We start from the raw sequence: 26642 nt of genomic DNA, 5'->3' as shown, positions 1-26642 counted from the left end.
ACCGGTTGTTTTACTTTGTGCTATTCATACAAAACAAAATTCCTATGCAAAAACTTGTATTTCAATCCCAGATTTTCACCACGTTTATCATGGCAATGCTCCTGTTAGCCTCCTGTGGTACATCTTCAAAAAAAGAAGGCGCTCCCGACATAGACTTGCACACAGCAGTAGTTACCGATAATACGGAAGCTGTAAAACAGCATATCGCAGCCGGAAGCAACCTTAATGAAAAAGATCCTTTTGGGGGCTCAAGCCCATTAATCACGGCAGCCATCTTTGGAAAAAAAGATATGGCCGTCTTGCTTTTGGATGCAGGAGCAGACATTAACTTCCAAAACAATGACGGCTCCACCGCATTAATTTCCGCGGCTTTTTTTGGACGTCCTGAGATAGTCCGGCTGTTGTTGGATAAGAATGCGGACAAAACAATCAAAAATAAATACGGTACCACAGCTTATGATAATGTAGCGTCGCCATTTGCCGATGTAAAAGAAGTCTATGACGTCATGGGCGGAATGTTGGAACCCATGGGTCTCAAACTGGACTATGCCTATCTTGAGAAAATCAGACCGGAAATCGCAAAAATGCTGAGCTGATCTCATGGAAAACCCAACGCAAAATAGTGGTAGACGATACGATATTGATTGGTTGAGGGTGATAGCAATCGGCCTGCTCCTGATCTATCATGTTTCCATAGGATTTCAGTCCTGGGGCAGAATGATCGGCTTCATTACTTCAAAAGAACCTTGGGCTGCCTTGTGGTGGCCCATGGCTCTTCTGAACATCTGGAGAATCCCACTCCTGTTTTTCGTTTCAGGAATGGGGCTATATTTTGCCATGCAGTCCCGCAATTGGAGCCAGCTGATATGGGAACGAACCAGAAGAATTCTATTACCCTATGTGTTTGGCATGTTCGCAATTGTCCCTCTACACCTACTTGTTTGGCGTTTGTACTATGGGATGGATCTAAAGTATTCATGGAATCCGGGGCACCTTTGGTTTTTGGGAAACATCTTTAGCTATGTGATTCTTTTATCTCCGGTCTTCTACCTGATCAAAAAAAATGAATCAGGTAAGCTAATATCTTGGCTCAAAAAAGCTCTTAGCAAACCTTGGGGACTTGTGCCTGTGTTAGCTGCTTTCGTGGCAGAATCAGTTTTGATCAATCCCTTTCCTTTCGAACTCTATGCGATGACCTTGCACGGATTTGTTTTGGGGCTTCTCGCATTCTTTTTTGGTTTTTGCTTTGTCCTCAGTGGAGACGGTTTTTGGAAAATGATCCAAACGTATCGATGGGTATTCCTACTAGCTGGATTGCTGTTGTTTGTAGCCAGAATAATCCCCCTCATTACCAGCTTCCCTCCTGCCTATTTATTGTCGATTGAATCATTTTTTTGGATTTTAACTGTTTTCGCCTTTGGTAGTCTCTACCTTAAAGGACCAAGCAAGACCCTGTCCTATCTGAGTGAAGCTGCCTATCCCATATATATACTGCATATGCTGTTCTTGTATTTGGGATCCCTTTGGGTATTTCCGTTGGTAATTCCTGTTCAATTACAGGTTGGATTGGTTTTATTGGTGACGTTTGCAGGTAGTTTTGGCGCATTCGAATTGATACGAAGGATACCTTTTATCAGGCCTCTATTTGGAATAAAGTACTATTCCATCCCTCATAAAAGATAAATTATGAATTGACAAAAGTAAAACCTGGGGAAATTTCTTCACAGGTTTTTTAGGCGTAGGGAAATAGAAATCCTTTCTTCTTAAGAGAAGTAACTCGAATGGTTAGAAAATACTCCAATCTATACCACCCACAGCTTTACCTTTCAATCCCTTACCGTATGAGCACTACTAAAATTCCAAAATTCACATCATATTACCCTTCAATCTCCTGAAGCAATTCCGCATACCAAGCCTCGCCATATTTTCTGGTCAGAGCATCTTTCAAGAATTTGTAGATCGGGATTTTCAGGCTGGAACCGAGCTGGCATGCTGGATCACAAATATGCCAGCGATCATAATTCAGCGCTTCAAACTGATCATATTTGGTGACACGGATTGGGTACATGTGGCAGCTAATTGGTTTTTTCCAAGAGATTTTTCCATCCAGATAAGCCTGCTCTATGCCACATTTCAGAATCCCACGATCATCATAAAGGGCGTAAGCACATTCCCGATTGTCTCCTATGGTGGGTGTACCTTTATCACCGTCCTTGTCAATCACCCACGTTCCTTGCTTAGCAATTGCCTGTCGACCTTCTTCTGTAATGTAATCTTTGACAATCGGGTAAATATCCTCGATGATCTTAGTTTCCTCATCTTCCAAAGGAGCTCCTGCATCGCCTTCCACACAGCAAGCGCCCTTGCAAGCCTCTAGATCACAGACGAAAAAATTCTCTTTAATATCGTCCGAAAGCACAGTATCCCCTACTATTATCATGGTTTTCTTTTTTAGCCTGCAAAGTTAAGCAATCAAACCCTAGTCATTGGAAAAAGATGGACGAAATGACACAGAAAAAGAAGTACTTAAATAATCACCTGTCTTGCTTTGCTATCTTTAAGGATATTTATCAAAACCGATAACCGGAATTTACCGTACTTTGCAACGTGCAAGTCGTCTTGTCGCTGTCCCATTTATAGGAGAGAGGAAAGTCCGGGCTACATAGAGCACCATACTTCCTAACGGGAAGGGGGCTGATCGGTGACGGTCAGTTTACAGCCAGTGCCACAGAAAATATACCGCCATTCGGCTTCGGGGCTTGCCCTGATCTTGTCGAAGGTAAGGGTGAAATGGTGGGGTAAGAGCCCACCGTCCCGATGGTGACATCGGGAGCAAGGCAAACCTTATGGGTTGAAAGATCAAATAGGTTCCGCGCCGGATTTAGTTCCGGGAAAAGTTGCTCGCTTTTATGCGGAATGGGTAGATCGATGGATCCCGATTGCAAAGTCGGGGCTAGATAAATGACAGGAAACCAATCCCGGAAACGGAAGAGGAAACAGAACCCGGCTTATAGACTTGCACTTTTTTGTTTTATATTAGAACTATGTCAAAAATACTGATCATTGATGACGAGAAAGTCATCCGCGCTACATTACGTGAAATTCTAGAATACGAGAAATACAGTGTTACCGAAGCCCAAGATGGCGAAGAAGGCTTAGCCAAATTGCAGGAAGAAGACTTTGATCTGGTACTCTGTGATGTAAAAATGCCCAAAATGGACGGCATAGAAGTATTGGAAAAGGCCAAAGCACTGGAGAAATCGCCGCAATTCATTATGATCTCGGCACATGGAAGTATAGAAACTGCTGTAGAAGCTACCAAAAAAGGCGCATTTGACTTCATACCCAAACCACCGGATCTTAACCGTCTTCTATTGACTGTCCGTAATGCGCTGGACAAGAAAAATCTCGTTACAGAAACAAAAGTATTGAAAAAGAAGCTTTCCAAGAAGCTGGATATGGTAGGAGAATCTGCCGCCATACATCAAGTCAAAGAAACCATCGAGAAAGTAGCTCCTACGGATGCCAGAGTTCTAATCACCGGTCCAAATGGTACAGGCAAGGAACTTGTAGCTCACTGGGTGCATGCGAAAAGCAATAGATCCTCTGAGCCCTTTGTAGCCGTGAACTGTGCAGCTATCCCTTCAGAACTAATTGAAAGTGAACTTTTTGGACATGAAAAAGGAGCTTTTACCTCAGCTCATAAGCTGCGTCAGGGAAAATTTGAACAGGCACAGGGAGGCACGCTGTTTCTAGACGAAATCGGTGATATGTCCCTTTCCGCCCAATCTAAAGTACTTCGCGCACTTCAGGAAAACCTGATCAATCGCGTAGGTTCAGATAAAGATATCAAAGTAGATGTTCGTGTGTTGGCAGCGACCAATAAGGACTTAAAAAAAGAGATTGAGGAGAACAGATTCCGTGAGGATTTGTACCATAGACTAAGTGTAATTTTGATACAAGTTCCCGCGTTGAAAGATCGAAAAGATGATATTCCTTTGCTAGTAAATAAATTTTTGGACGACATATCCCAAGAGAATGGAGATGCTAAAAAAAGCATAAGCAAAGCTGCACTGGCAAAATTGCAAGAGTATCCCTGGACTGGAAATATCCGTGAACTTCGAAACGTAGTAGAAAGACTGGTGATTTTGGGAGAGCCCGAGATCAGCTTAGAGGATATAAAAAAATACGCTGACTATTAAGTCAGCGTATTTTTTCAGCTATTGGCATCCTGAGATGTGGGTGCCTTCGCATATGCAGGGCAGGGTTTGCTGGAAGCGCAAGCCCCTAAAGCTAAAACCCCAATTAACAATGCTGCAGTGGCTAGTTTTTTCATGTGCTTATAATTTGTTTTTAGGTCACAGTAATCTTGCAAGCTGGATAATCATCCATCTGTGTCGCTTTCGACATGCTCGATTTCATGGTTATTTAAGATATGCAGTTCAAATATGTTCAATTAATCCTTAGATAGCAATTATTGCACCAAGAGGTTACACCCTCTTATTTCACTGTTGTCAAACCTCCCCAAAACTTCCAGCATTCCATTTTCGTCAAATCTTCCCAAATCCTGGGTTTCCAGAAATGCACAGGAATGGAAATTTGCCAAGTCGATCACATTGATTCCTCCCTGAGATCGCTGCGAAATGGAAAGTGGATCATTCACATCCCTAAGCATAATACGCATAGAATTAGGAAGTATATATTTTCCTTGGCCCTTAGAATAGGCCTGCGACATCAATTCCGTCATTCCGTATTCAGAATGTATGACATCTACACCGAAAAAAGGCCTCAGAATATCGTGTACCTCCTCCCGGATCATTTCCTTTCTCCTTCCCTTCATTCCACCTGTTTCCATGACAATAAGATTTGGTGGTGAAGTAAAATCCTTTCCCGATTCGGCTAAATCCAACAGGGCAAAAGTCACACCGAGCAATAGAATTTTTCGATCATCTTTTGCCAGCATTTGCATTTTATTCAGCAATTCATCCTGATTGTAGAGATAAAACCCAGAATGCCCAGAATTGCTTTCCCGAATAAAATGATCTGACATACTGACTAGGCTACTGCCTTTTCTTTCCAGATATGCAGGCAAAAGTGCCAATACATGAAACTCTTTCAACTTCCCGAAATTGCTTTCAAATATGTGCTGGGCATGAGCCAAATACCACTCCTCTGACCAGATATAATGACGGCTGGTGATCATACCTGTAGTTCCGCTGCTGGAGAAAAAATCAGTATAACCTTCTTCATTTCCAGATACAACTTTATGATCTTTAAAAAACCGAATGGGTAAGAAAGGGATTTGATCCAAAGTTTTCACAGACTCCGTATCTATTCGCCTGGCCTTAATATATTTCTTGTAAATTGGATTAGCTTGTGACTGGTATTGAAAAAGTTCAAGCGCAAGATTTTCGAATTCATCCGATTTCAACTTACTTAGCTTATCCGAAAAACTTTTAAAATCCTGCATCGTTTTATATTTTGCAACAACCAACCAAAGTATTGGTTTAATTTGGTGGTAAATTTACTTTCGCCCTATGCGTTTAAAAAGCTATTTAGGAATATTCTTTTTGCTGATTCTTGCAGCTGCCTGTATCAATCCTCCGGACAATTTTCCCTCAGTCCCTAAAATCACCTTTGAATCAATCGAATACGCACCTACTTCAGGTTCTGATTCATTGATTATTGGAATTGATTTCGAAGATGCAGAGGGAGATTTGGGTTTATCGGGTACAGATAATGCCCCTCCCTTTCATGAATTTGATTTCCAGCGAACTTCAGCAGGAGAATTGATCACTTATAGCACGAGGCCTCCCGATGCTCCATCTTACAACCAGCTGGATTGGTTGGTAAACCCTTTGGTAGGAAATGTCAAAGTAAATGACACTATTTGGGTAAAGCAAAACCCTAACCAATTCAACATTTTCATAAAGTTCTTTATTAAGAGAAACGGACAATTTACAGAGTTCAGATGGCAAGACCCCCCTTTTTACACTACATTTAATGGACGTTTTCCCAGAATACTCACCACTGAAGAAGGTCAAGCCGTAGAGGGGAATATAAAATATGGAATGCTTTCTTCCGGTTGGGAGTCTATATTTAGAAATGATACGCTACAAATTGCTGTGGAAATTCAAGACAGGGCTCTAAACAAAAGTAATGAAGTATTTAGCCCAGAAGTCACGCTTAGCCAAATTACACGACCGTCTAACTAAAAAACCCTATTCCAAGGACTTTTGAATTTTGATTAACCGGAAACGTGCGCTATACTAAACCTAGGTCAATCTCAAACCCTTCTTGCAAACCTGGAGGCAATAAAACTGCCTAGGATAAGCTGCTGAATATGGTAAAGCATCACAGGAAGCAAAACCAATCCCAAGATGGCTGGGTCCGGGAAAACCACTTTTCCTATCACCACTCCTTGGACTAAAGATTTTTTAGAACCGCAAAACAACGCAGTCACACGGTCTTCCCAGCTGAAGCCCAACAATCTGCATAATCCCTCGATAACTAACCAAACCAGAACAAAGAGTCCCAACATGGTAGCTCCCACTTCCAATAAGACACTCATCTTATAAGGAGAGAAAATCTGCCGGGAAAAGGATTCTGCAAAAGATGTAAATACGATGATCATAATCACGGTCTGATCTATGTATTTGAGTGCCGGGAGATGCTTTTTGATTTTCGGAAAAAGCCACTTATGAGATACAATCCCAAATACCACAGGAAGCAATACCTTGACCGACAATTCCCCTAAAGTAGGAATAAAATCCATCTCAATATCAGCAGAATCTGCCAAAATCCCCATCCAAGCGGGAGTAATCACCACACCGAGCAGGCTGGAAATACTTGCATTGAATATAGCTCCTGGAATATTCCCATGAGCAATGGAAACCATAACCACAGATGCGCTCACCGTAGACGGAAGTACTGAAAGGTAAGTGATCCCCAACTGGAAATCCTTGTCGATCCAGCTCATAAAAGGTACGATCGCAAGCACAAGCAGTGGAAATATCACAAAGGTAGTCAGCTGAATAAGTACATGCAGCTTCCAATTTCTCAAACCTGCTTTCAGCTGAACAGGATCAAGTTTCACACCATACAGAAAGAATACTAACCCAATCCCTACATTGATAATAGGCTTCCAGGGTACGGGAGATTGATTAGAACCTACAAAAGGAAATATCCAGGCCAGTAAAATCGCCGCAAATAAACCTAACAAAAAACCGTTAATACCTACTTTATTCAGCGTTTTCGCTAATTTTTGAACCATCCGAGTGTTAACTGTTTATTGCTAATCGTTTGAAATTGTCACAAAGAATAGCAGTTGCAATAGCCACATTTAAAGACTCCGCTTGGCCAAATCCCGGAATCGTCACTTTATCAGTCACAAGTTCACCCAACTCCTCCGAAATGCCATTTGACTCATTCCCCATTAGAATAACTCCGGCAGAGATTTGCGGCAATTGATGGACATTCTTACCGTGGAGAAATGCGCCATAGATGGGAACATTCCATTGGCGAAAAACTTTATCCAGATCTGCATAGAAAAAATTAACCCTTGTAAATGACCCCATGCTGGATTGAATCACCTTAGGATTATAAAAATCTGCAGTTTGCGGTGAAAACACAAGATTTTTGATGCCATACCAATCCGCAATTCTAATAATTGTCCCAAGATTGCCGGGATCGCGTACATCATCAAGCCCAATTACAAATTCATTTCCCGGAAAATCAAAAGGACTGTTAGACTTCATGTGTACAACAGCTAAGGCACTATCATTGCTTTGATATTGACCAAGGTTTTCCAGTTGGTTTTGCGTAGCCAAAATCACTTGGGGGCACGAGTTCTCAATTAGGATTCTATTCCTTTCGAAAAAAGATTCTGTTGCAATAAGTAACTCTACTCCAAAACTGGAGCTAAGTACTTCTAAAACACTCTTTTCGCCTTCCACAAAGAACTTTTGCTCCTGATTTCGGATTTTCTTTTGATGTAAGGATTTAATAAACTTAACTGTATTTTTGCTAAGCATTCGGATTGACTCTGCCATTTTGAAATTCTCCAAATATATACTTTTTATCTGTGTCCTCTGGGGCATGTATGCTTGCTCATTGAGCAAAAACTTACCTGAAGGAAAATACGTCCTAAGAAGCAACAAGCTGAAAGGTGTAGAAAAAGCAAATCACTTAGAGATTCAAGGATTGTTTTTTCAAGAACCCAATACTACAATCCCTCTTACAAATTCATCTCTCGGTGTAAGTATTTATCGGTTGGGTAAGGTGTTTTATGACAGCACAAAAGTAAGCGAGAAACTAATCTTAACTAATTCTGAGCTTCAAGAAGCCAAAGATAGTCTTAACGAAAATCCGGAGGAACGAAAACTCCTCAAAAAACGGGACAAGCTCCAGACAAAAACACAAGACTTAGAAAAAATGGCGGAGTACGGAAATTTTCTGATGAGGACAGGAAATCCCGTTACCATTCTCGACAGTGCACTTACTGAAAAAACGGTCACAGAAATAGACAATTACCTGTACAACAAAGGTTTTTTGGATGCTCAAGTCGCCTATGAAGTAAATGTGAAGAAAAAAAAGGCCGAAGTAATCTACACCATTCAAGAAAAAGAACCCTATTTGCTTGATTCCATCTATACCAGTTCTGATAATGAAGGAATATTAAGTCTGATCGATATCTCCAAAAGTGAGTCTTATATAAGAAAAAGAGACAATTACGACCAGGGTAATTTCACAAAGGAAAGGAATCGCTTGGAAGAACTTCTCAAGAATAATGGATACTTCATGTTCACAAAGAGTTTTATCGATTACAATCTCTACTATGATACCACTTCGAAGAAAATCAACGTAGAGCAGCGAATCCTCAAGCCTTCCTTCGCAGAAAAACATGAGGTTTATAGGGTAGATTCTATCACCTTCAAAATCAGTCCTCCCAGTGATGCTTTCGTGGATGAAAAGGAGCAAAGAAATTACCGCAACATTGATTTCACATTTTACAGAGATCGTTTTTCCGCCAAATTGCTCAGTTCTAGGATTTTGTTCGATGAAGGACAAGAATATAAGAGATTAGACATAGTAGAAACCCAAAAACAGCTCAGTAACCTTGACCTTTTTAGATACATCAATATTTCATTTGACACGGTAGGAACCAGTCTTACCGCTAGGATTTCGACACAACCCAACCAAAAATATCAGCTTACCAACCAGCTGGGATTGAGTATTACCGAACAATTACCGGGACCTTTTTTTAGCATAGTTTTGAGAAACAGAAACTTCTTCAGAGCTGGAGAAATATTGGAGTTCAATACAAGGATAGGGTACGAAGGTGTTGCTTCAGCCACTGATCAAGGAGTCTATCAAAGCAAGGAATTCGGTACTTCAGCTTCCGTGATTTTCCCAAGGTTTCTAATTCCATTTTACGGGGAAAGCTTACGGAAATTCGGAAGATACAACCCTAATACGCGTGCCCAGATCGGCTATAATTACACTAATCGCCCCGAATACACCCGATCCGGATTGAATGCCCTTCTTGCATATACCTGGGTAACTAGAGGAAATAGGCAGCAATTCACGGTAAATGCGGCAGATATCAATTACATACGTACTCCAAACATTTCAAATGAATTTGCCCAAGTTCTACAGGATCTCGAAAGTCAGGGGAATAATTTAATCTGGTCTTTCTTACCCTCTTTTATAAGTAGCATTTCAGCTCAATCGATTATCAATTTCAACAACTACGGCAATTATAATTCATCTAACAAAGCCTCTTTGCTCAAATTATTTGTAGAAAGCGGTGGAACTACATTGAATTTTGGAAGACCTCCCAGCAATAGCGAAACTACTGATTTCGCCAGATTTCAATGGCTTAAGCTTCAGGCAGATTTCAGAAGATATTATCCCCTAGACCAAAAAACAACCCTGGCATACAGAGCCAACTTCGGAATTGCAAATCCCTACGGTGTAAGTAATGGGATCTTGCCATATGAGAAATATTTCTTTGCCGGTGGGGGCACAAGCATCAGAGCTTGGCAAGCCAGAAGACTTGGACCCGGCAGTTATACACCGCCCATCGGGGATAGAGGAAGATATGATTATGCCTTTGAGCAACCGGCAGAAATGATCATGGAGACCATGCTGGAATATCGGAGAAATTTAGTAGGCTATTTCGATATGGCTGTTTTTGTGGATGCGGGAAATGCGTGGGTAATTGGTGCAGACAATTCCCGGCCGGGTGCTGATTTCAGGTTTGATCGATTTTATAAAGAAATAGCTATCGGAACAGGATTGGGCTTGCGAATGGATTTTAACTTCTTGGTGGTTCGTCTCGATTTGGCCACCAAAGCTGTAGACCCGTCTATGCCGGAAGGCGAACGATGGGTGCTGGACAATATATCATTCAACCGACTTTTTGGTCTAAAAGGCCAAACTGTTCTTAACTTTGGTATAGGTTATCCATTCTAAGGAAAAAACAATCAACTATGTCGCGAAAAAGTAAAGAAGAAATAGCTGAAATTTACCGTCAGATGCAGGATTATATCTGCAAAGAACTGGAATTGGCTGATAGTGGCGGAAAATTCATAGAAGATAAGTGGCTAAGATCTGCGGGAGGTGGCGGCAGAACCAGGATTTTCAAGGATGGAAACATTATTGAAAAAGGAGGGGTTGCTTTTTCAGCAGTACATGGCCCTACTCCCGATAAAATTCTGAAAAAATTAAATCTGAAAAAAGCTGATTTTTTCGCAACCGGTGTATCTATTGTCTTGCATCCCAAAAGCCCGATGGTACCGATTATCCACATGAACATCCGATACTTTGAGATGGATAATGGAGAGCATTGGTTTGGAGGAGGAATAGATTTAACTCCTCATTATATCGATGGAAATGACGCAAAATATTTTCATCAGGAAGTAAAGAATGTCTGTGACCAATATAATTCTACTTACTATCCTAGATTTAAAGACTGGGCGGACGACTATTTCTACATCAAGCATAGAGATGAAACCCGGGGAATTGGAGGGATTTTCTACGACAGATTGAAAGCAAAAGATGACAACGAATTTGAAAACATACTTCAATTCAGTTTGTCATTAGGACGCTTGTTTCCGAAAGTATATGGATATTTTATGAAGAAAAATTCCCAAATAAACTACGGAGAAAACGAGAAATCTTGGCAAAACCTTAGAAGGGGCAGATACGTGGAATTCAACTTGGTATGGGATGCGGGCACCAAATTCGGACTGGACACCAATGGACGTACTGAGAGTATTTTGATGAGTATGCCTCCTATAGCTGAGTGGGAATACATGCATGAGCCTAAAGTAGGAACCAAGGAAGAATACACCCAAAACCACCTCAAAAAAAGAATTGACTGGTTATCTTATGTAAAATGATCGAGCAAATCAAAACTTGGGATGAGGAATTGTTCCTTTGGCTAAATTCCTTTCATACAGACTCGCTGGATGCGGTCGCTTTTCAACTATCCCAAACACTTGTTTGGGTTCCGTTTTATGCTGTCTTGATTTACTTCATCTATAGAGTAGAACCCAAGGCCAGCTGGTGGGTATTTGGAGGGATAGCGTTGACCATTCTGATTTCCGATCAAGTGACTTCAGCTTTTATGAAACCTTTTTTCGAAAGGCTAAGACCCTGCCATGATGAGCGATGGGATGAAGTGATTCACAATTATGGCAGATGTGGAGGCTTATTTGGTTTTGCTTCCTCCCATGCTGCCAATACCTTTGGGTTGGCGCTTTTCCTAAACCTTAAAATGAGAGGCAAGCTCCAGTTTCTTCCATGGCTGTTTTTATGGGCCGCAGTAATATCCTACACCAGAATTTATCTAGGAGTACACTATCCCGCTGATGTATTGGTGGGGGCAGTGGTAGGGCTCCTTGCAGCACTTTTATCTTGGATTTTAGTGGTTTTTATCAAAAGAGAGATTCTTAAAATACTACTGAAATAGTACTTGATGGAAAATGTAGGCCTTATAAATGGCTACCTGAACGGAATTAAGTTTTTTTTGCCTTTGCTTATCATGGGTTTTTCTACATATTCCCAAAGACAGTAGTTCCGAACTGTCTTTGGGACCGGCTCAGCGTATCAGGAAATACTTCCAAGACTGCACGTAAAGATATTGGATTTGTTCAGAGAGCAATTATTGCTTAATCCTGATGGAATTCGACAGGAAGGAACTTCAGAGATTCCAGAGGCATATGCCTGCAATTACATATCCATTGTATTTGCACCAACTGTATATTGAAGCGTTTGCAAAAACACCTATTTTACTCCAAAAATCCCTTCGAGTGTTCGAAACAAGATTCATATACTCAAATATGATCACTTTCTTAAAAAAGTCAACTCAGGGAAGGGTTACCCATTTCAGGATTGTTAAAGGCGATTTCCATGGGGCTATTGAGAATATTCTCGGTGCTATTCACGTTATTTGTGCCTGCGAAAAAACGTCCATCCTCTCAAAATGAGATTAAGCGAATAATCTTGCACATGAAATTATTTTATTTTCTCCTGTTCATTAGTTTTTTCACATTCATAGTATGTGGTTTTGCCCAAGAGAGTGACAGTATTCAAGCATCCCAAATGAAAAAAGAGTCTTTTCTGAATCACACTTCAAAGGGGTTTGTTCTTAAAAGTGAAGATGGAAAATATGAAATGCAGATAGGAGCCAGACTCCAGCTAAGATTTGCCTTGCCGGATGATCAAGATCCGATTACGTTTGCTGACTTTCGTAATCAGGATCAACGGGTTTTTAAAATAAACAGAGCACGATTAAAAGTCGGCGGGCATGCCTACCAGCCTTGGATTAAATACTACTTTGAATATGAGCTATCGAGAAGCTTATTGCTTGACTACCGGGTCATGATCGAAAAATGGCCTTGGCTAAACTTTAAAGCAGGTCAATGGAAAGTAGAATTTACCAGAGAGCGGTTCATAAGTAGTGGTGATCAGCAAATGGTAGATAGATCACTGTTGAACAGAAAATTCACCGTAGATAGACAGCAAGGTGTAGAGGTTTATGGGAATCTTGATGGGGGTGGAATAGCAAATTTCAACTATTGGGCAGCTGTATTTACAGGCATGGGGCGTGCAGCCACTCAAAATGACGATTCCAAAATGATGTATTTTGGTAGATTCCAATGGAATTTCCTTGGCAGGGAAGTGCCTTTCTCCGGAGGTGATCTGAAAATCTCACAAAAGCCGGCGGGGCTTGTAGCCATTGCGGCTATCACCAATACCAGCCCCTACACTCGTTTTTCTACCTCCGGAGGAGGAAATCTCTCAGGATTTGAAGGGACCAACGACGCTCAATATGTAGTAAAACAATATCAAATTGAGACAGCTTTTAACTACAAAGGCTTCTCTTGGGCTAGTGAATTCCATCGCAAAAACATCTATGATAACTTTGATGAAATCAATACTGATTTGGGCGGATTCTACTTGGCAGCAGGATATTTCCCTTCACAACTATTTAATTTTTGGCCTGACCCTTTGGAAATTGCTACAAGATATGCTGTCATACGTCCAGACTTGGCTATTGAAAGCAACAAACAACAAGAGTTGGCCTTAGCTTTCAATTGGTTTTTTGCGGGGCATAAGAATAAATTGACAACTGAAGTGACACGGTTTACATTTGAAGATAAAGATTTACCCCAAGACAACGAGTTGCGTTTCCGACTACAACTAGACATCTCATTTTAATGACCCGGATTAATGACACGGATCCTGATTTTTGCTCTGCTATTTTGGACCAGCCTGCCCTTGCTTGCACAAGATTCAATAGTCTATAGACCAAATCAGATTCGGGATTTTAAGCTGGTCCCCTTGCCTGCAATTGCTTCAAACCCTGCCAATGGCTGGTTATTTGGCATTGCCCCATCAGCTACATGGAGGATGGGAGATCCTAAAAGCACCCATCTGTCTAATCTCGTGGGAAATCTAATGTACACGACCAAAAAACAATGGCTGATCAGCTCTAGGAGTACTATTTTCCTTGCTGAGGATAGCTGGATTCTTTTAGGTGACTGGCGCTTTTTCATTACATCCCAGCCTACCTTCGGATTGGGAAGTTCTAGCCCAGCTTTAGCAGCGCTATATTTTTAGACATCACGCAAAGAATATGGACTTAGTCTTCTAAGCCATTGATGACAATGGGGATTGAATAATTGTCCTCTTTGTTACTATCTTATATCATAGATTTTTAAAAGCTATTTCCCTGTTTCCTGCATTACTATAACCTCTTGTAAAAAAGATATACATCAAACACACTATGGCTTTAATTCACTGAAAGCAATGTTTTATTTATGTCATTTATACATTTTTTTATTAGCTTACTGAGTGTTTTAACAAATCACACTAATAAACCCTGCCCAAATGACCGAAGTAAACCGCTTGGTGGAGGTTCCTGACCAAAGGAACTTATCTACCCTAAAAGACTATGACATCCCCCATCAGGAGTGCCTTTGGGATGCATTCAGGTCTGGCTGTGAATCCAGCTTCATCCGCATATATGAAATTTATGTATCTGACTTATTTGATTACGGGTGCAAGTTTTCCGATGATGAGGAATTGGTAAAGGATGCCATTCAAGACCTATTCGTAGAAATCCGGACCAACCGTCAAAAATTAGGCAAAACAGGCTCTATAAAATTCTATTTGTTTAAAGCCTTGAGAAGAAAAGTAGTCCGTGAAAAGAACACCTTGCTTCACAAAGTAATCCCGTTAGATCAAATCACCCATTTTGAGTTAACTTTTTCCCACGAACAAATTTTGATCAATCAACAGATCCAAGAAGAACAGGTTAAACAACTAAATACCGCGCTCAAAAAAATGACAACACGGCAAAGAGAAATGGTCTATTATTATTTTTTTGAGGATTTGAGCTATGAGCAGATCAAAGAAATTATGGGATTTTCCAGTCTAAAAGCTACCAGAACCCTATTGTACCGCACCATTGATTTTTTAAAATCTACGCTCATCAAAAAATAATTTAAAAATTTTCGGATTTTCGTGATGGTTTTCTTGAGGTTTCTTCCTGTTATATACGGAGGAGCACAAAAAAATCCATGAAAGACCAAGTTAGTGAACTTTTAAAGAATAAAGAATTTGTACGTTGGGTCAAAAAGCCTGATGAACATACGGACCGTTACTGGCAAAAATGGTTGGATGTGCACCCTGAGAAGCGTGAGGATTTTTTCGCCGCAAGGGAAATGGTGCTGGGTATCCAAATTACCCGTAATGAACTCCCTGACCTGGAAAAAGAGAAAATACTTTTAGAGATTTTTCGAAAAGAAAGCCAACCCACTGATAAAGAAAAAAGCAAACAGGCTTCCACATTACCTCCGTGGAGCAATCATCTTGCTTTGGGGGCAAAGGTAGCTGCTGTCTTTTTACTTGCATTTTTTTTGTTTCTTGGATTGCCTCAACCTCCTTTTTCACCGGAAAAAAGCACTAAGGAAGAATCACCTATTACTACCATTCAAAAACAGACCCTGAGAGGTCAAAAAAGTAAATTTAAACTTCCAGACGGCACCTTGGTTTGGCTCAATTCAGACAGCAAACTGGAATTCACTTCAAACTTTCCCGATTCACTGAGAAGTGTACATCTTATAGGCGAGGCTTATTTTGACGTAGCCAAAGACCCCGAACGTCCTTTTCAGGTAGTCACAGGTAGCCTATCGACTACTGCATTAGGAACCGCTTTTAACATCAATACCTTCCACAAAGACCGGTTAAATGTGGCACTTGTACACGGTAAAGTAAAAGTGGAAAACAAAGACACACAGGAAAAGATCCTGCTTTCCCCCGGACAAAGACTCCAATACATCAAAACTGAACAGAAAACTCTGGTAGACGAATTTAAAGGAGATTGGGTAACCGGTTGGAAAGATGGAATTCTACACTTTAAGGAAACTCCTTATTTAGAAGTCATCGAAGAACTGGAAAGGTGGTATGGCGTGAATATCCAAACAACAGGAAGTCCAACACAATCCTGGCATCTCACCGGAAGGTATAATAATGAGAGTTTGAAAATGGTGCTTGATCGCATGTCTTATGTAGAAAGGTTTGAATATGAGATTAATGAAAAAAAAATACAGATCAAATTTTAACCCAAATAACCATGAAAATTAACAGCTCATAAAAAAACCATCCGCCGAGGCGGATGGCCAAGTCAAAAGGGGTAGTATGAATGCAAGTACATTGGGGAATGGACGCATCCTCTACCCTGTTTTCTGAACTTTACTAAACTCAAAATTATGAATTTAAAATTACAAAGGACAATCTATATGTTGTCGAAGTATTTCCTATATGGAATATTTATCCAAATGATATTTATCTCATTGGTAACCGCCGGAGAGGTAAATGCGCAGTTGAAGTCCATCGATGAGGTGTCCATCGATCTGGGCAGCAAGGAAATGACTCTGAAACATTTCATTTCCACGGTGGAAAAACTAACTGATTTTAACTTTTCTTATGACAAAAGGCATGTAGACCGCAATGAGGTTTACCGCTTCTCGTCTTCTCAAAACACCATTGAGGACCATTTAAGGGAAATTGTCTATCAGTCAAACCTTAGCTTCAAACAGGTCAATCATAATATAGACATCAGCCAATCACCTTCAAAAACGCAACAACAGGTGGTGATCTCTGAAGCAGTAATAATAACAGGAAAAGTTACGGATTCCGAGGGTGAACCCATTCCAGGAGTCGTCGTGAGCATTCAGGGAATTTCCTCAGGCACTGTAACTGATATTGACGGTAATTATTCCATAGAAGTAGCCGAAGGGGCCACCTTGGTATTTTCATTTATAGGATATGAAACCACCACTGTGACAGTGGGCAACCAAACTGTCATTGATGTCCAATTGGATGAAAATCTTTTAGCATTGGAAGAAGTAGTGGTAATTGGATATGGCACCCAAAAGAAGGGAGATGTAACCGGTTCAGTAGCTTCTGTAAAAGCGGAAGATTTTGTCAGGGCACCGGTTAAGGATGTGGGGCAATTGATTCAAGGTAAAGTGGCAGGATTGACTATTGGATCCACCAGTGGGGACCCTACCAGCGGGGTGCAGGTATCGCTTAGGGGCAATACAACTATTTTAGGTGCCAGTTCGTCTCCTTTGATTTTAATAGATGGGATTCCCGGTGACTTCCGGACAGTTGCTCCCGAGGATATAGAATCTATTGATGTACTTAAAGATGGTTCCGCAGCGGCGATTTATGGTGTACGCGGAAACAACGGGGTGATATTGATCACCACCAAAGGTTTTGATAAGAATCAAATCAATTCTGTTGAATACAGTGTACAAATGAGCACAGATCAGGTTTACCGACAACTGGATATGCTTACGGCAGCTGATTATAGAAAGCAAATAGCAGATGGGACTCGGGATGCGAGTTGGGATAACGGTTCTGATACCGACTGGTTTAAAGAAGGAACAAGGAGCCCCTTTTCACAAATTCATAACCTGACCTATCGTGGAGGCAAAGCGCAAACCAGTTACCTCATTAATCTCAACTATCGCGATATGGAAGGCATCATGCTTAAATCTGACAACAAAACCTTTAGTGGCCGTGTTGATATCAAGCACAAAATGCTTAATGATAAACTGGTATTTAATATAGGTATACTGGGAAGACAAAATTCATTCACTACCACAGGAGATAATACCAGTTTTAGTGGTTGGACCTACCGTCAAATGACTATTCAGAACCCCACTTCTCCAATCAAAACGGAGGATGGCAGATGGTTTCAGGAAGGGATCTTTGACTATGAAAACCCCTTGTCCAGATTATACGAAAGCGATGGTCGTAAGAGAAGCCAATTTACCAGGTATAATAGTACTATAGAATATATGCCTTTAGAAGGACTAAGCCTAAAAGCGATGTTTGCCTATGATAAGTTCAATGATGCCCGGGGTTACTCTGAGACCAAGAACCATATCAGCAATATACGGGACGGCCGTAACGGTTATGCTTCAATAGGTAACAGAGATGCCTCAAATAAGTATTCAGAGCTTACTGCCAATTATTCAAAAGTATTCGGTGGACATGAATTTTCGGTACTCGGAGGATATGGTTATCAAGAAAACGAGTGGTTTGATATGTCGATGAGTAACTTTGACTTTCCAACCGATCAAGTTGGATATGCAGATATTGGGGCAGGAAAAGCCCTTGCAGATGGGTTAGCCAGCCAGAGCAGCTCCAGAGGAAAAACCAACCTGATCAGTTTTTTCGGTAGAGTCAATTACACCTACAAAGATAAATATTTGCTTTTGGCCAGCGTACGTCGTGAAGCAGCAAGCCAACTGTATGGTGCCGAAAAACCATGGGGAACTTTCCCTGCTTTATCATTAGGGTGGAGAATACATGAAGAAGGCTTTATGGATAATATCAGTGTTGTCAATAACCTGAAGCTAAGAGCTGGGTACGGTGTCACCGGAAACGCTCCGGCCGATCTTTTTTTAGGTGTTGCTACACTAGGTTTCTCAGACTATTACTTGGTCAATGGTGCCTGGGTACGCTCTTTGGTTCCTACAAGGAACCCAAATCCATATTTGAAATGGGAGGAAAAGAAGGAATTTAACGTAGGTGTTGATTTTGAATTGTTTAATAATAGGGTATATGGCACGGTGGATTATTACGTAAGACGAATTGATGGATTGTTGTACGACTACCAGGTACCTAGTCCTCCCAATATTTATCCGTCTACAAGAGCGAATGTTGGTATGATGGAAAATAAGGGGCTTGAAGTCAGTCTGTCAATAGAACCGGTAAAAACAAAGAATGTAAATTGGACTACACAGTTGTTATACTCCACCAATACCAACAAGCTTGTAAGCTTATCGAATGATTTGTACAAATTAGAGACGAATTATTTTCCGACGGGACATACCGGAGTACCTATCCAAACACATACACACCTTGTAGAAATAGGAGGTGAAATAGGTAATTTTCACGGTTACAACGTAGCAGACATATCGGATGATGGCTATTGGATTTACGAAAACAGTGTAGGAGAAGAGGTGGCGTATGGCGATTTTAACAGAAGTTTCGATGAAAAGCAAATAATAGGAAATGGTATTCCTGATTTCCATGCCGGCTGGAACAACACCGTTCACTATAAGAATTTTGATTTTGGCGTGACCATGCGAGGTTCCTTTAAGTTCCAAATTATCAACTTTCAAAGGATGTATTATGAGAACCCGGGAGATGAGCGGTACAACCGTCTGAAATCAGCATATGAACCTGTTTTTGGAAAGACGATATTAAATGAAAATGTCCCTCTGGAATATAACGATTACTATGTGGAGGATGGGGACTTCGTAAAGATCGATAATATTACTTTGGGGTATAATGTCAACCAGCTCAAATCGAAGCATATCCACTCCATAAGATTTCATGTTTCTACACTTAACACCTTCATTATCACCAAATACAAAGGTATAGACCCTGAGGTAAATTGGAACGGTTTGTCTCCAGGCATTGATGATAGGGATAAGTATCCAACTACCCGGACATTTACAATTGGAGCTAGTATAAAATTCTAAATTCAGAAAAATGAAAGCAATAAAAATATTTCTCTTATCAGCTATTCTACTGAATAGCATCGGTTGCACAGAACTGACAGATGAAAGTTACAGCACACTGATCGCTAAAGACTTTGAGGTTACAGAAAGTGAAGTAGGTTCCATAATTGCATCCGCATACGTTCCCTGGAAAGACCTTTTCGGAGGATGGGGGAGCTACTTTTGGGCACAAGATGTCAGCTCTGATGCATTGGTTATCCCAAAAAGACCATGGGGCTGGGTAGATGCCGGTGATTACAGAAGACTCCATGAGCATAAGTGGACTGCAGATGATCTGGTAATTGTTGAGTGTTGGAGGAGAGCTTATAGAGGGATTACAACCACAAACAGGATAATTTATCAAATAGATAATGATCTTGTTCCTTTGGGAGAGTTCAAAGAAAGTGCATTGGCTGAACTTAAGGTGCTAAGGGCCACCTATTATTATGTCCTCTTGGATATGTATGGAAACATACCGATTGTTACAAAATTCGATGTTCCCGAGGGATTTCTTCCTGAACAGAACACGCGAAAAGAAGTGTTTGACTTTCTGGTAAAAGATATTACTGACAATATCGATTTGCTAGTTGAGGAAACAGGCAATGCTTCATATGGTAGAGTTAATAAATGGGTGGCACATACTTTATTAGCCAAACTTTATCTGAATGCGGAAGTGTATACCGGTGAAGCCATGTGGGATAAATGTATAGAACAATGTGATATTGTAATAGCATCCAGCAAATATGAGTTGGAAAGCAATCAAAAGAATAATTTTGTTGTTTACAACGAGAATTCACAAGAGATCATCTGGTCATTGATTTTTGATGAAAACTATACAGCTGGTTGGAATGTATTTGACCATCATATGCAGACACTTCCTCAAGAGGCTCAGGACACATACAGCCTTCGATTTTCTCCTTGGGGAGGAATATGTGCCATTCCACAATTTATTGACACCTTTAACCCATTGGATGAGAGGTATACTGAAAACTGGCTAAAGGGACAACTGTATGATAGAAACGGCAATAAGCTAACGGTTCAAAATGGATCTTTAAAAGGTGAGGATTTAATTTTGATTAACGATTTGCCTGCTGTTGATACGTCTCAAGCTGTTCATGGTTTACGTCTAAGCAAATTTGAAGTAGAGCAAGGTGCCGGTGTAATACCGAACAATGACTATACATTTTTTAGATATGCCGATATTCTGATGATGAAAGCGGAAAGTTTGCTGCGTACCGGAAATGGCGGTGAGGCCGCTGCTATTGTGACACAGGTAAGAGAACGTAGCTTTAGAAATAATCCCGCGGAAGCACCTGTTACCGCAGCAGAACTCATGGGAAGTAGTAGGTATGATTATGGACGTAGGGATGTGCATGCTACTACCCATGAAGGCGGGGATGACATCCTCTATGGTCGGTTTATGGATGAGTTAGGATATGAGTTTTTTGAAGAGTGCCGACGAAGACAGGATATGATCCGCTTCGGGGTGTTCACTACCAAGTCTTGGTTTTCTCATGAACCCAATGGAGATTACAGGATCCTTTACCCCATTCCCCAGGAAGAAATCAATAAAAACAGTAATTTGACACAAAACCCTGGTTATTAATCAATGTTTAAAAGCTTATAAATAGTTGAAATTGGGTTTATTTTAGTTCAAGGTTCCCGAATATTTGGGAACCTTGAATTTTTTCCAAAGAAACGAAAAATTCACCAACTAGACAGAAATTTTCAGTGATTTTATCTAACTTTAAAATCACCCCCATCATTCTCCTTAAAATCAGATACTTAAACACACTAAAGCGCACTAGTTTTATCTGTTTTCAACCCCAATAATTCTATATTTTAATAATCGAATTCAGGTTACAAGATATGCCCTCATACCTCCAGACTTGGCTATTGAAAGCAACAAACAACAAGAATTGGCCTTAGCTTTCAATTGGTTTTTTGCCGGGCATAAGAATAAACTGACAACTGAAGTGACACGGTTTACATTTGAAGATAAAGATTTACCCCAAGACAACGAGTTGCGTTTCCGACTACAACTAGACATCTCATTTTAATGACACGGATTAATGACACGGATCCTGATTTTTGCTCTGCTATTTTGGACCAGCCTGCCCATGCTTGCACAAGATTCAATAGTCTATAGACCAAATCAGATTCGGGATTTTAAGCTGGTCCCTTTGCCTGCAATTGCTTCAAACCCTGCCAATGGCTGGTTATTTGGCATTGCCCCATCAGCTACATGGAGGATGGGAGATCCTAAAAGCGCCCATCTGTCTAATCTCGTGGGAAATCTAATGTACACGACCAAAAAACAATGGCTGATCAGCTCTAGGAGTACTATTTTCCTTGCTGAGGATAGCTGGATTCTTTTAGGTGACTGGCGCTTTTTCATTACATCCCAGCCTACCTTCGGATTGGGAAGTTCTAGCCCAAACGAACCTACCGAAAACCCAAAACAAGCAGATGTCTGGTGGGGAGAACAGCAAATGGATTACAACTGGGTACGATTGTACGAGACAGTGCTAAAGCGAATATCTACTTCCAAGTTTTATTTAGGCGTAGGCTATCATCTTGATATCTACTCGAAAATTGATAATTTTATGAAGGATGGGATCACCCAAGAGCTTACTTTCTCCAATGATTTCTACAATCATACCAAAGGGTTCAAGTTAGATAAAAACACACTTTCAGGGATTACATTGAATGCAGTAATGGAAAACCGGGATTTGGCAGTATCGCCCTATGAGACCAACTTTGCCTTAGTTTCTTACAAAATCAATCCGGAGTTTTTAGGCTCGAATCAATCTTCTTCCACCCTCCTACTCGACTATCGCCATTACTTCCCTTTAAGTGAAAAACGGAAACGTCATTTATTGGCCTTATGGAGTTATGTCAATTTCCTTGTATCGGGCGATCTACCATATATGGCCTTACCTTCGATTGGCTATGACATGTTTGGGCGTTCAGGTAGAGGATATTCGCAAGGTCGCTTCAGGGGAGAAAGCATGGTGTATTCAGAAGCAGAGTATCGGTTTCCATTACAGAAAAAAAAGGAAACTTTTGGTGGGACAATTTTCTTGAATGCAGCCAGTTTCGCAAGTAAATTCACTAATGAAAACCTATTTAAAAAAATCAACCCCGGCTATGGTCTAGGGCTTCGAGTGATGATTAACAAAGCAAACAGAACTACTATTACTGCAGACTATGCTTTTGGACAAAAAGGGAATTCAGGATTTTATCTAAATATAAACGAATCTTTCTAATCACCTAATAGATCACCGGCTACTTCATAAAAGAAGGAGGTTAAAGATCATCCTTAAGAATTTTCCAAAAGAAAAAAGCCCCAAAAGAAAAACGGTCTTTCGGGGCTTTTATAATAAGTAAGAAAAACTAAAAAATTTCCTTGGCAATTTTATATGTTGTATCTGCTTTACTCATGGTATAAAAATGTAAGGAAGGGACATTCTTTTTCACCAGTTCTTTACACTGCTGAATAGCCCATGCTATCCCCACTTCTTTGACTTCTGCGTTGGTTTTGCATTTCTCCAACTCATCCATTAAAGCATCCGGCAAGTCCAAAAAGAAAGTACGCGGGAGCATGGTGATTTGGCCCATGGTAGTAATTGGTTTGATTCCTGGAATAATAGGAACAGTGATTCCTGCCGCCCGTACCTGATCTACAAATTCGAAGTATTTATCGTTATTGAAAAACATCTGCGTCACAATGTACTCAGCACCTTTTTTAACCTTTTCCTGTAGATATTTAAGATCAAACTTCATGGAAGGAGCTTCAAAATGCTTCTCCGGATATCCCGCCACCCCCACGCAAAAATCTGTCTGAAAACCAATTTCAGTTTCCTCATGCAAATAGCGTCCTTGGTTCATTCTCATAATCTGCTCTACCAATTCACTGGCATAGCCATGGCCATCAGCTTCAGGTATAAACTTTCCCTCACTCTTAGGAGCATCTCCGCGAAGAGCAAGCACATTTTCTACTCCGATGAAATTCAAATCGATCAATGCATTTTCTGTCTCTTCCTTGGTAAATCCGCCACAAAGCAAATGCGGAACTGCATCAATCTGAAAACGATTCATGATCGCTGCGCAAATCCCTACAGTTCCCGGACGTTTTTTTGTACTGATCTTCTCTAGCAATCCATTTGGGTGTTTCTTATAAATATATTCTTCTCTATGATAAGTCACATCTACAAACGGAGGATTAAAATCCATTAAAGGTGCTATACCTTCAAGCAATTCTTTAAGACTTTGGCCTTTCAGCGGAGGCAGTATTTCAAAGGAAAACAGGGAGCTTTTAGCGTTCCCCAAGTGTTCGGTTATTTTCATGAAGTAGGTTCTACTAGGGTTAAATTAGGTTGATAAGCTAGGTTTGGAGAAAGCAATCGCTCCGCATCCTTAAGAGAAATCCCTTTGCGTTCTGCGTAGCTAGCCACTTGATCCTCTCCTATTTTTCCAAGACCAAAATATTTACTTTCGGGATTCGCAAAGAAATACCCCGAGACTGAGGAAGTGGGATACATCGCAAAACTTGAAGTCAGCTCGATCCCAATCTCATTTTCCATATCCAATAGTTGCGAAATTGTGACCTTCTCCGAATGCTCAGGACAAGCCGGATACCCGGGAGCAGGTCTGATACCCGGATATTCTTCACGTATCAAGGAGTCATTCTCCAAGTTTTCATTCTGGGAATAGCCCCAATAATCCTTTCGAACGAGTTCATGGATATATTCGGCAGCAGCTTCTGCAAGCCTGTCTGCGATAGATTTAAACAAGATATCATTGTAATCATCACCGGCTTTTTGGAATTCAGCCAACTTGGTCTCCATACCGATACCTGAGGTCACTGCAAAGCATCCGATATAATCTGTTTGGGTAGGATGTAAATAGTCCGCTAAAGAACGGTTTGGAATGCCTTTGCCCTTTTTCCCTTGCTGGCGCAAAAAATGAAAGGATGCGGCCTGAATACCATCTACACCAAAGACAATTGCATCATCATCTTTTCGCTGCACCGGATACAGACCAAATACCGCATTTGCAGATAGCCACTTTTCAGCTATTGCTTTATCCAGCATTTCATTCGCTTCATCATAGACTTTTTTTGCCTCAGCCCCAACTACGGGGTCTGAAAATATCTTAGGGAATTTCCCGCTGAGCATCCAGGTACTAAAGAAAGGTGTCCAGTCAATATACTTGCGGACAATATTCAGATCCAAATCTTTAAGGACGGTTCTACCAAGTTTATTGGGTACTACAGGCTCAAATGAATCCCAATCAATCTCTACAGGATTGGCTTTCGCCTCCTCGTAAGAAATCAATTGCTTCACAGACTGCTTGGCTTCATGCTCTACTCTGAGCTGTTGATATATTTCCTTGTATTTTATCCGGTAAGCATCTTTGGTCTCCTCAGAAATAGCCTCACCTGCGATAGGCACAGACTTACTAGCATCCATCACATGGATTACAGTTCCACTATACACCGGATCGATCTTCACTGCAGTGTGGATTCTGGAAGTAGTCGCACCCCCGATCAGAAGCGGGATTTTGATTCCCTGACGCTCCATCTCCGATGCCACATTGACCATCTCATCCAAAGAAGGAGTAATAAGACCGCTCAAGCCAATGATATCTACTTTATTCTTGACAGCTTCATCTATGATTTTCTGGGCATCCACCATCACTCCCAAATCGATGATTTGGTAGCTATTGCATGCCAGTACCACTCCTACTATATTCTTGCCTATATCGTGCACGTCTCCTTTTACAGTTGCCAAAAGAATCTTTTTCAGGGAAGATTCTTCCTGCCCTTCTTCCGGCAGCGGCATAAACGGCTCTAAATAGGCCACCGCTTTCTTCATCACACGGGCAGATTTCACTACTTGGGGAAGGAACATTTTCCCCTCTCCAAAGAGATCTCCCACCACATTCATACCATCCATCAATGGCCCTTCTATCACCTTCAGGGGGCTTTTAAGCTCAATTCTAGCTTCCTCTGTATCTTCTATTATAAAATCCAAAATACCTTTCACCAGCGCATGTTCCATTCGTTTGGAAACAGGGTCTGAGCGCCATGCCTCATTTACTACTTCCTTTTTATCCGCTGACTTTACTGTTTCTGCGAAATCAAGCATACGCTCGGTAGCATCTTCTCTACGGTCGAAAAGTACATCTTCAACCCGTTCAAGTAAGTCCTTAGGAATGTCATCATAGATTTCCAACATGGTTGGATTCACGATCCCCATATCCATCCCACTCTTGATGGCATGATATAAGAATGCCGCATGCATAGCTTCTCTCACAGGATTGTTTCCCCTGAAAGAAAAACTTACGTTACTGACTCCGCCACTTACTTTGGCTCCGGGAAGATTCTCTTTAATCCATTTGGTCGCATTAAAGAAGTCCAATGCATTCTTACGGTGCTCATCCATGCCAGTCGCAACCGGGAAAATATTAGGGTCAAAAATGATGTCTTGGGGATTAAACTTCACTTGATCCACTAGGATCCTATAGCTCCTCTCACAGATTTCCACTCTTCTATCATAGGTATCAGCCTGTCCATACTCATCGAAAGCCATCACCACCACTGCCGCACCGAATTTTTTTACCGTTTTGGCTTGTTGGATAAATTCTTCTTCCCCATTTTTCAGGGAAATAGAATTGACAATGCCTTTTCCCTGAACACACTTCAATCCCGCCACGATAATTTTCCATTTGGAACTATCGATCATGATGGGGATTCTTGAGATCTCCGGTTCAGAAGCGATCAGATTCAGGAATTTGACCATGGCAAACTCCCCATCCAACATGCCTTCATCCATGCAGACATCCAGTACTTGAGCTCCTCCACGTACCTGATCCAAGGCCACTTCAAGTGCCTCGTCATAATTTCCATTCAAAATCAATCGGGCAAATTTCTTCGAACCGGTAATATTCGTCCGTTCGCCTATATTGACAAAATTAATTTCGGGTGTAAAAACCAATGGCTCTAAGCCGGATAGTTTCATGTAATTATTTCTAGCCATCTTC

At 41.0% G+C, this 26642-nt stretch carries 20 protein-coding genes and 1 other RNA gene; 15 read left to right on the top strand and 6 right to left on the bottom strand.

Translation table 11 applies throughout. The features are described from left to right. Positions 1-44: 44 nt before the first annotated feature. A complete protein-coding gene (locus tag ID165_RS06245; RefSeq protein WP_192349507.1) occupies positions 45-596 on the top strand; it encodes an ankyrin repeat domain-containing protein in 552 nt (183 codons plus the stop codon). Positions 597-600: 4 nt separating this feature from the next. Continuing rightward, positions 601-1683 (top strand): acyltransferase, encoded by a 1083-nt coding sequence (locus tag ID165_RS06240; RefSeq protein WP_192349506.1) that lies wholly within the window; start codon positions 601-603, stop codon positions 1681-1683. Positions 1684-1876: 193 nt separating this feature from the next. Here the strand turns inward: ID165_RS06240 and ID165_RS06235 are convergent, their stop codons facing one another. Then, on the bottom strand, positions 1877-2440 hold the full coding sequence (locus ID165_RS06235) for a DUF3109 family protein (RefSeq protein WP_192349505.1): 564 nt from the start codon (positions 2438-2440) through the stop codon (positions 1877-1879). Between the two features lie 166 nt (positions 2441-2606). Between ID165_RS06235 and rnpB the strand changes: the two genes are divergently transcribed. Next, positions 2607-3027: RNase P RNA component class A (rnpB, locus tag ID165_RS06230), an RNA gene on the top strand. Positions 3028-3044: 17 nt separating this feature from the next. After that, positions 3045-4202 carry a sigma-54 dependent transcriptional regulator gene (locus ID165_RS06225; protein ID WP_192349504.1) on the top strand — a complete coding sequence of 386 codons (1158 nt, stop codon included), beginning with the start codon at positions 3045-3047 and terminating at the stop codon, positions 4200-4202. 272 nt (positions 4203-4474) lie between these two features. On the opposite strand, the gene ID165_RS06220 is transcribed toward ID165_RS06225, so the two are convergent. Beyond that, a complete protein-coding gene (locus ID165_RS06220) occupies positions 4475-5470 on the bottom strand; it encodes an acyl transferase (RefSeq protein ID WP_192349503.1) in 996 nt (331 codons plus the stop codon). A gap of 67 nt (positions 5471-5537) precedes the next feature. Between ID165_RS06220 and ID165_RS06215 the strand changes: the two genes are divergently transcribed. Continuing rightward, positions 5538-6215 (top strand): hypothetical protein, encoded by a 678-nt coding sequence (locus tag ID165_RS06215; protein ID WP_192349502.1) that lies wholly within the window; start codon positions 5538-5540, stop codon positions 6213-6215. Between the two features lie 71 nt (positions 6216-6286). On the opposite strand, the gene ID165_RS06210 is transcribed toward ID165_RS06215, so the two are convergent. Then, positions 6287-7273: a bile acid:sodium symporter family protein gene (locus ID165_RS06210; RefSeq protein WP_192349501.1), complete on the bottom strand. Its 987-nt coding sequence runs from the start codon at positions 7271-7273 to the stop codon at positions 6287-6289. A gap of 7 nt (positions 7274-7280) precedes the next feature. Next, positions 7281-8033 (bottom strand): RNA methyltransferase, encoded by a 753-nt coding sequence (locus tag ID165_RS06205; protein ID WP_192351340.1) that lies wholly within the window; start codon positions 8031-8033, stop codon positions 7281-7283. Positions 8034-8052: 19 nt separating this feature from the next. Here ID165_RS06205 and ID165_RS06200 point away from each other — a divergent pair, with 19 nt between their 5' ends. The 10 genes from ID165_RS06200 (at position 8053) to ID165_RS06155 (ending at position 22864) form a co-directional block, all read left to right on the top strand. Further along, positions 8053-10476: a BamA/TamA family outer membrane protein gene (locus ID165_RS06200; RefSeq protein WP_192349500.1), complete on the top strand. Its 2424-nt coding sequence runs from the start codon at positions 8053-8055 to the stop codon at positions 10474-10476. 17 nt (positions 10477-10493) lie between these two features. Next, positions 10494-11405 (top strand): oxygen-dependent coproporphyrinogen oxidase, encoded by a 912-nt coding sequence (hemF, locus tag ID165_RS06195; protein WP_192349499.1) that lies wholly within the window; start codon positions 10494-10496, stop codon positions 11403-11405. Next, positions 11402-11977, top strand: coding sequence for a phosphatase PAP2 family protein (locus ID165_RS06190; RefSeq protein ID WP_192349498.1), 576 nt, complete (start codon positions 11402-11404; stop codon positions 11975-11977). Before hemF ends, ID165_RS06190 begins: the two co-directional genes overlap by 4 nt. A 539-nt stretch (positions 11978-12516) precedes the next feature. Next, the gene (locus ID165_RS06185) at positions 12517-13728 is read left to right on the top strand and encodes a porin (protein WP_192349497.1); all 1212 of its coding nucleotides are present in this window, start codon (positions 12517-12519) and stop codon (positions 13726-13728) included. A 12-nt stretch (positions 13729-13740) separates the two neighbouring features. Continuing rightward, positions 13741-14130: a hypothetical protein gene (locus ID165_RS06180; protein ID WP_192349496.1), complete on the top strand. Its 390-nt coding sequence runs from the start codon at positions 13741-13743 to the stop codon at positions 14128-14130. A gap of 270 nt (positions 14131-14400) precedes the next feature. Beyond that, a complete protein-coding gene (locus ID165_RS06175) occupies positions 14401-15015 on the top strand; it encodes an RNA polymerase sigma factor (RefSeq protein WP_192349495.1) in 615 nt (204 codons plus the stop codon). A 77-nt stretch (positions 15016-15092) separates the two neighbouring features. Continuing rightward, the gene (locus tag ID165_RS06170; RefSeq protein ID WP_192349494.1) at positions 15093-16136 is read left to right on the top strand and encodes a FecR family protein; all 1044 of its coding nucleotides are present in this window, start codon (positions 15093-15095) and stop codon (positions 16134-16136) included. Between the two features lie 147 nt (positions 16137-16283). Then, positions 16284-19577: a SusC/RagA family TonB-linked outer membrane protein gene (locus tag ID165_RS06165; RefSeq protein ID WP_192349493.1), complete on the top strand. Its 3294-nt coding sequence runs from the start codon at positions 16284-16286 to the stop codon at positions 19575-19577. Between the two features lie 10 nt (positions 19578-19587). Continuing rightward, on the top strand, positions 19588-21201 hold the full coding sequence (locus ID165_RS06160) for a RagB/SusD family nutrient uptake outer membrane protein (protein WP_192349492.1): 1614 nt from the start codon (positions 19588-19590) through the stop codon (positions 21199-21201). Positions 21202-21715: 514 nt separating this feature from the next. Next, complete coding sequence (locus tag ID165_RS06155) at positions 21716-22864, top strand: BamA/TamA family outer membrane protein (RefSeq protein WP_225587007.1); 1149 nt, start codon at positions 21716-21718, stop codon at positions 22862-22864. A 127-nt stretch (positions 22865-22991) separates the two neighbouring features. On the opposite strand, the gene metF is transcribed toward ID165_RS06155, so the two are convergent. Then, a complete protein-coding gene (metF, locus tag ID165_RS06150; protein ID WP_192349490.1) occupies positions 22992-23945 on the bottom strand; it encodes a methylenetetrahydrofolate reductase [NAD(P)H] in 954 nt (317 codons plus the stop codon). Then, positions 23942-26638, bottom strand: coding sequence for a methionine synthase (gene metH / locus ID165_RS06145; protein WP_192349489.1), 2697 nt, complete (start codon positions 26636-26638; stop codon positions 23942-23944). Before metH ends, metF begins: the two co-directional genes overlap by 4 nt. Positions 26639-26642 lie beyond the last annotated feature (4 nt).

The sequence above is a fragment of the Algoriphagus sp. Y33 genome (assembly GCF_014838715.1).
GTDB lineage: Bacteria > Bacteroidota > Bacteroidia > Cytophagales > Cyclobacteriaceae > Algoriphagus.
Note: the sequence above shows the minus strand (reverse complement) of the source record. Positions and strands in the feature narration are given on the sequence as shown.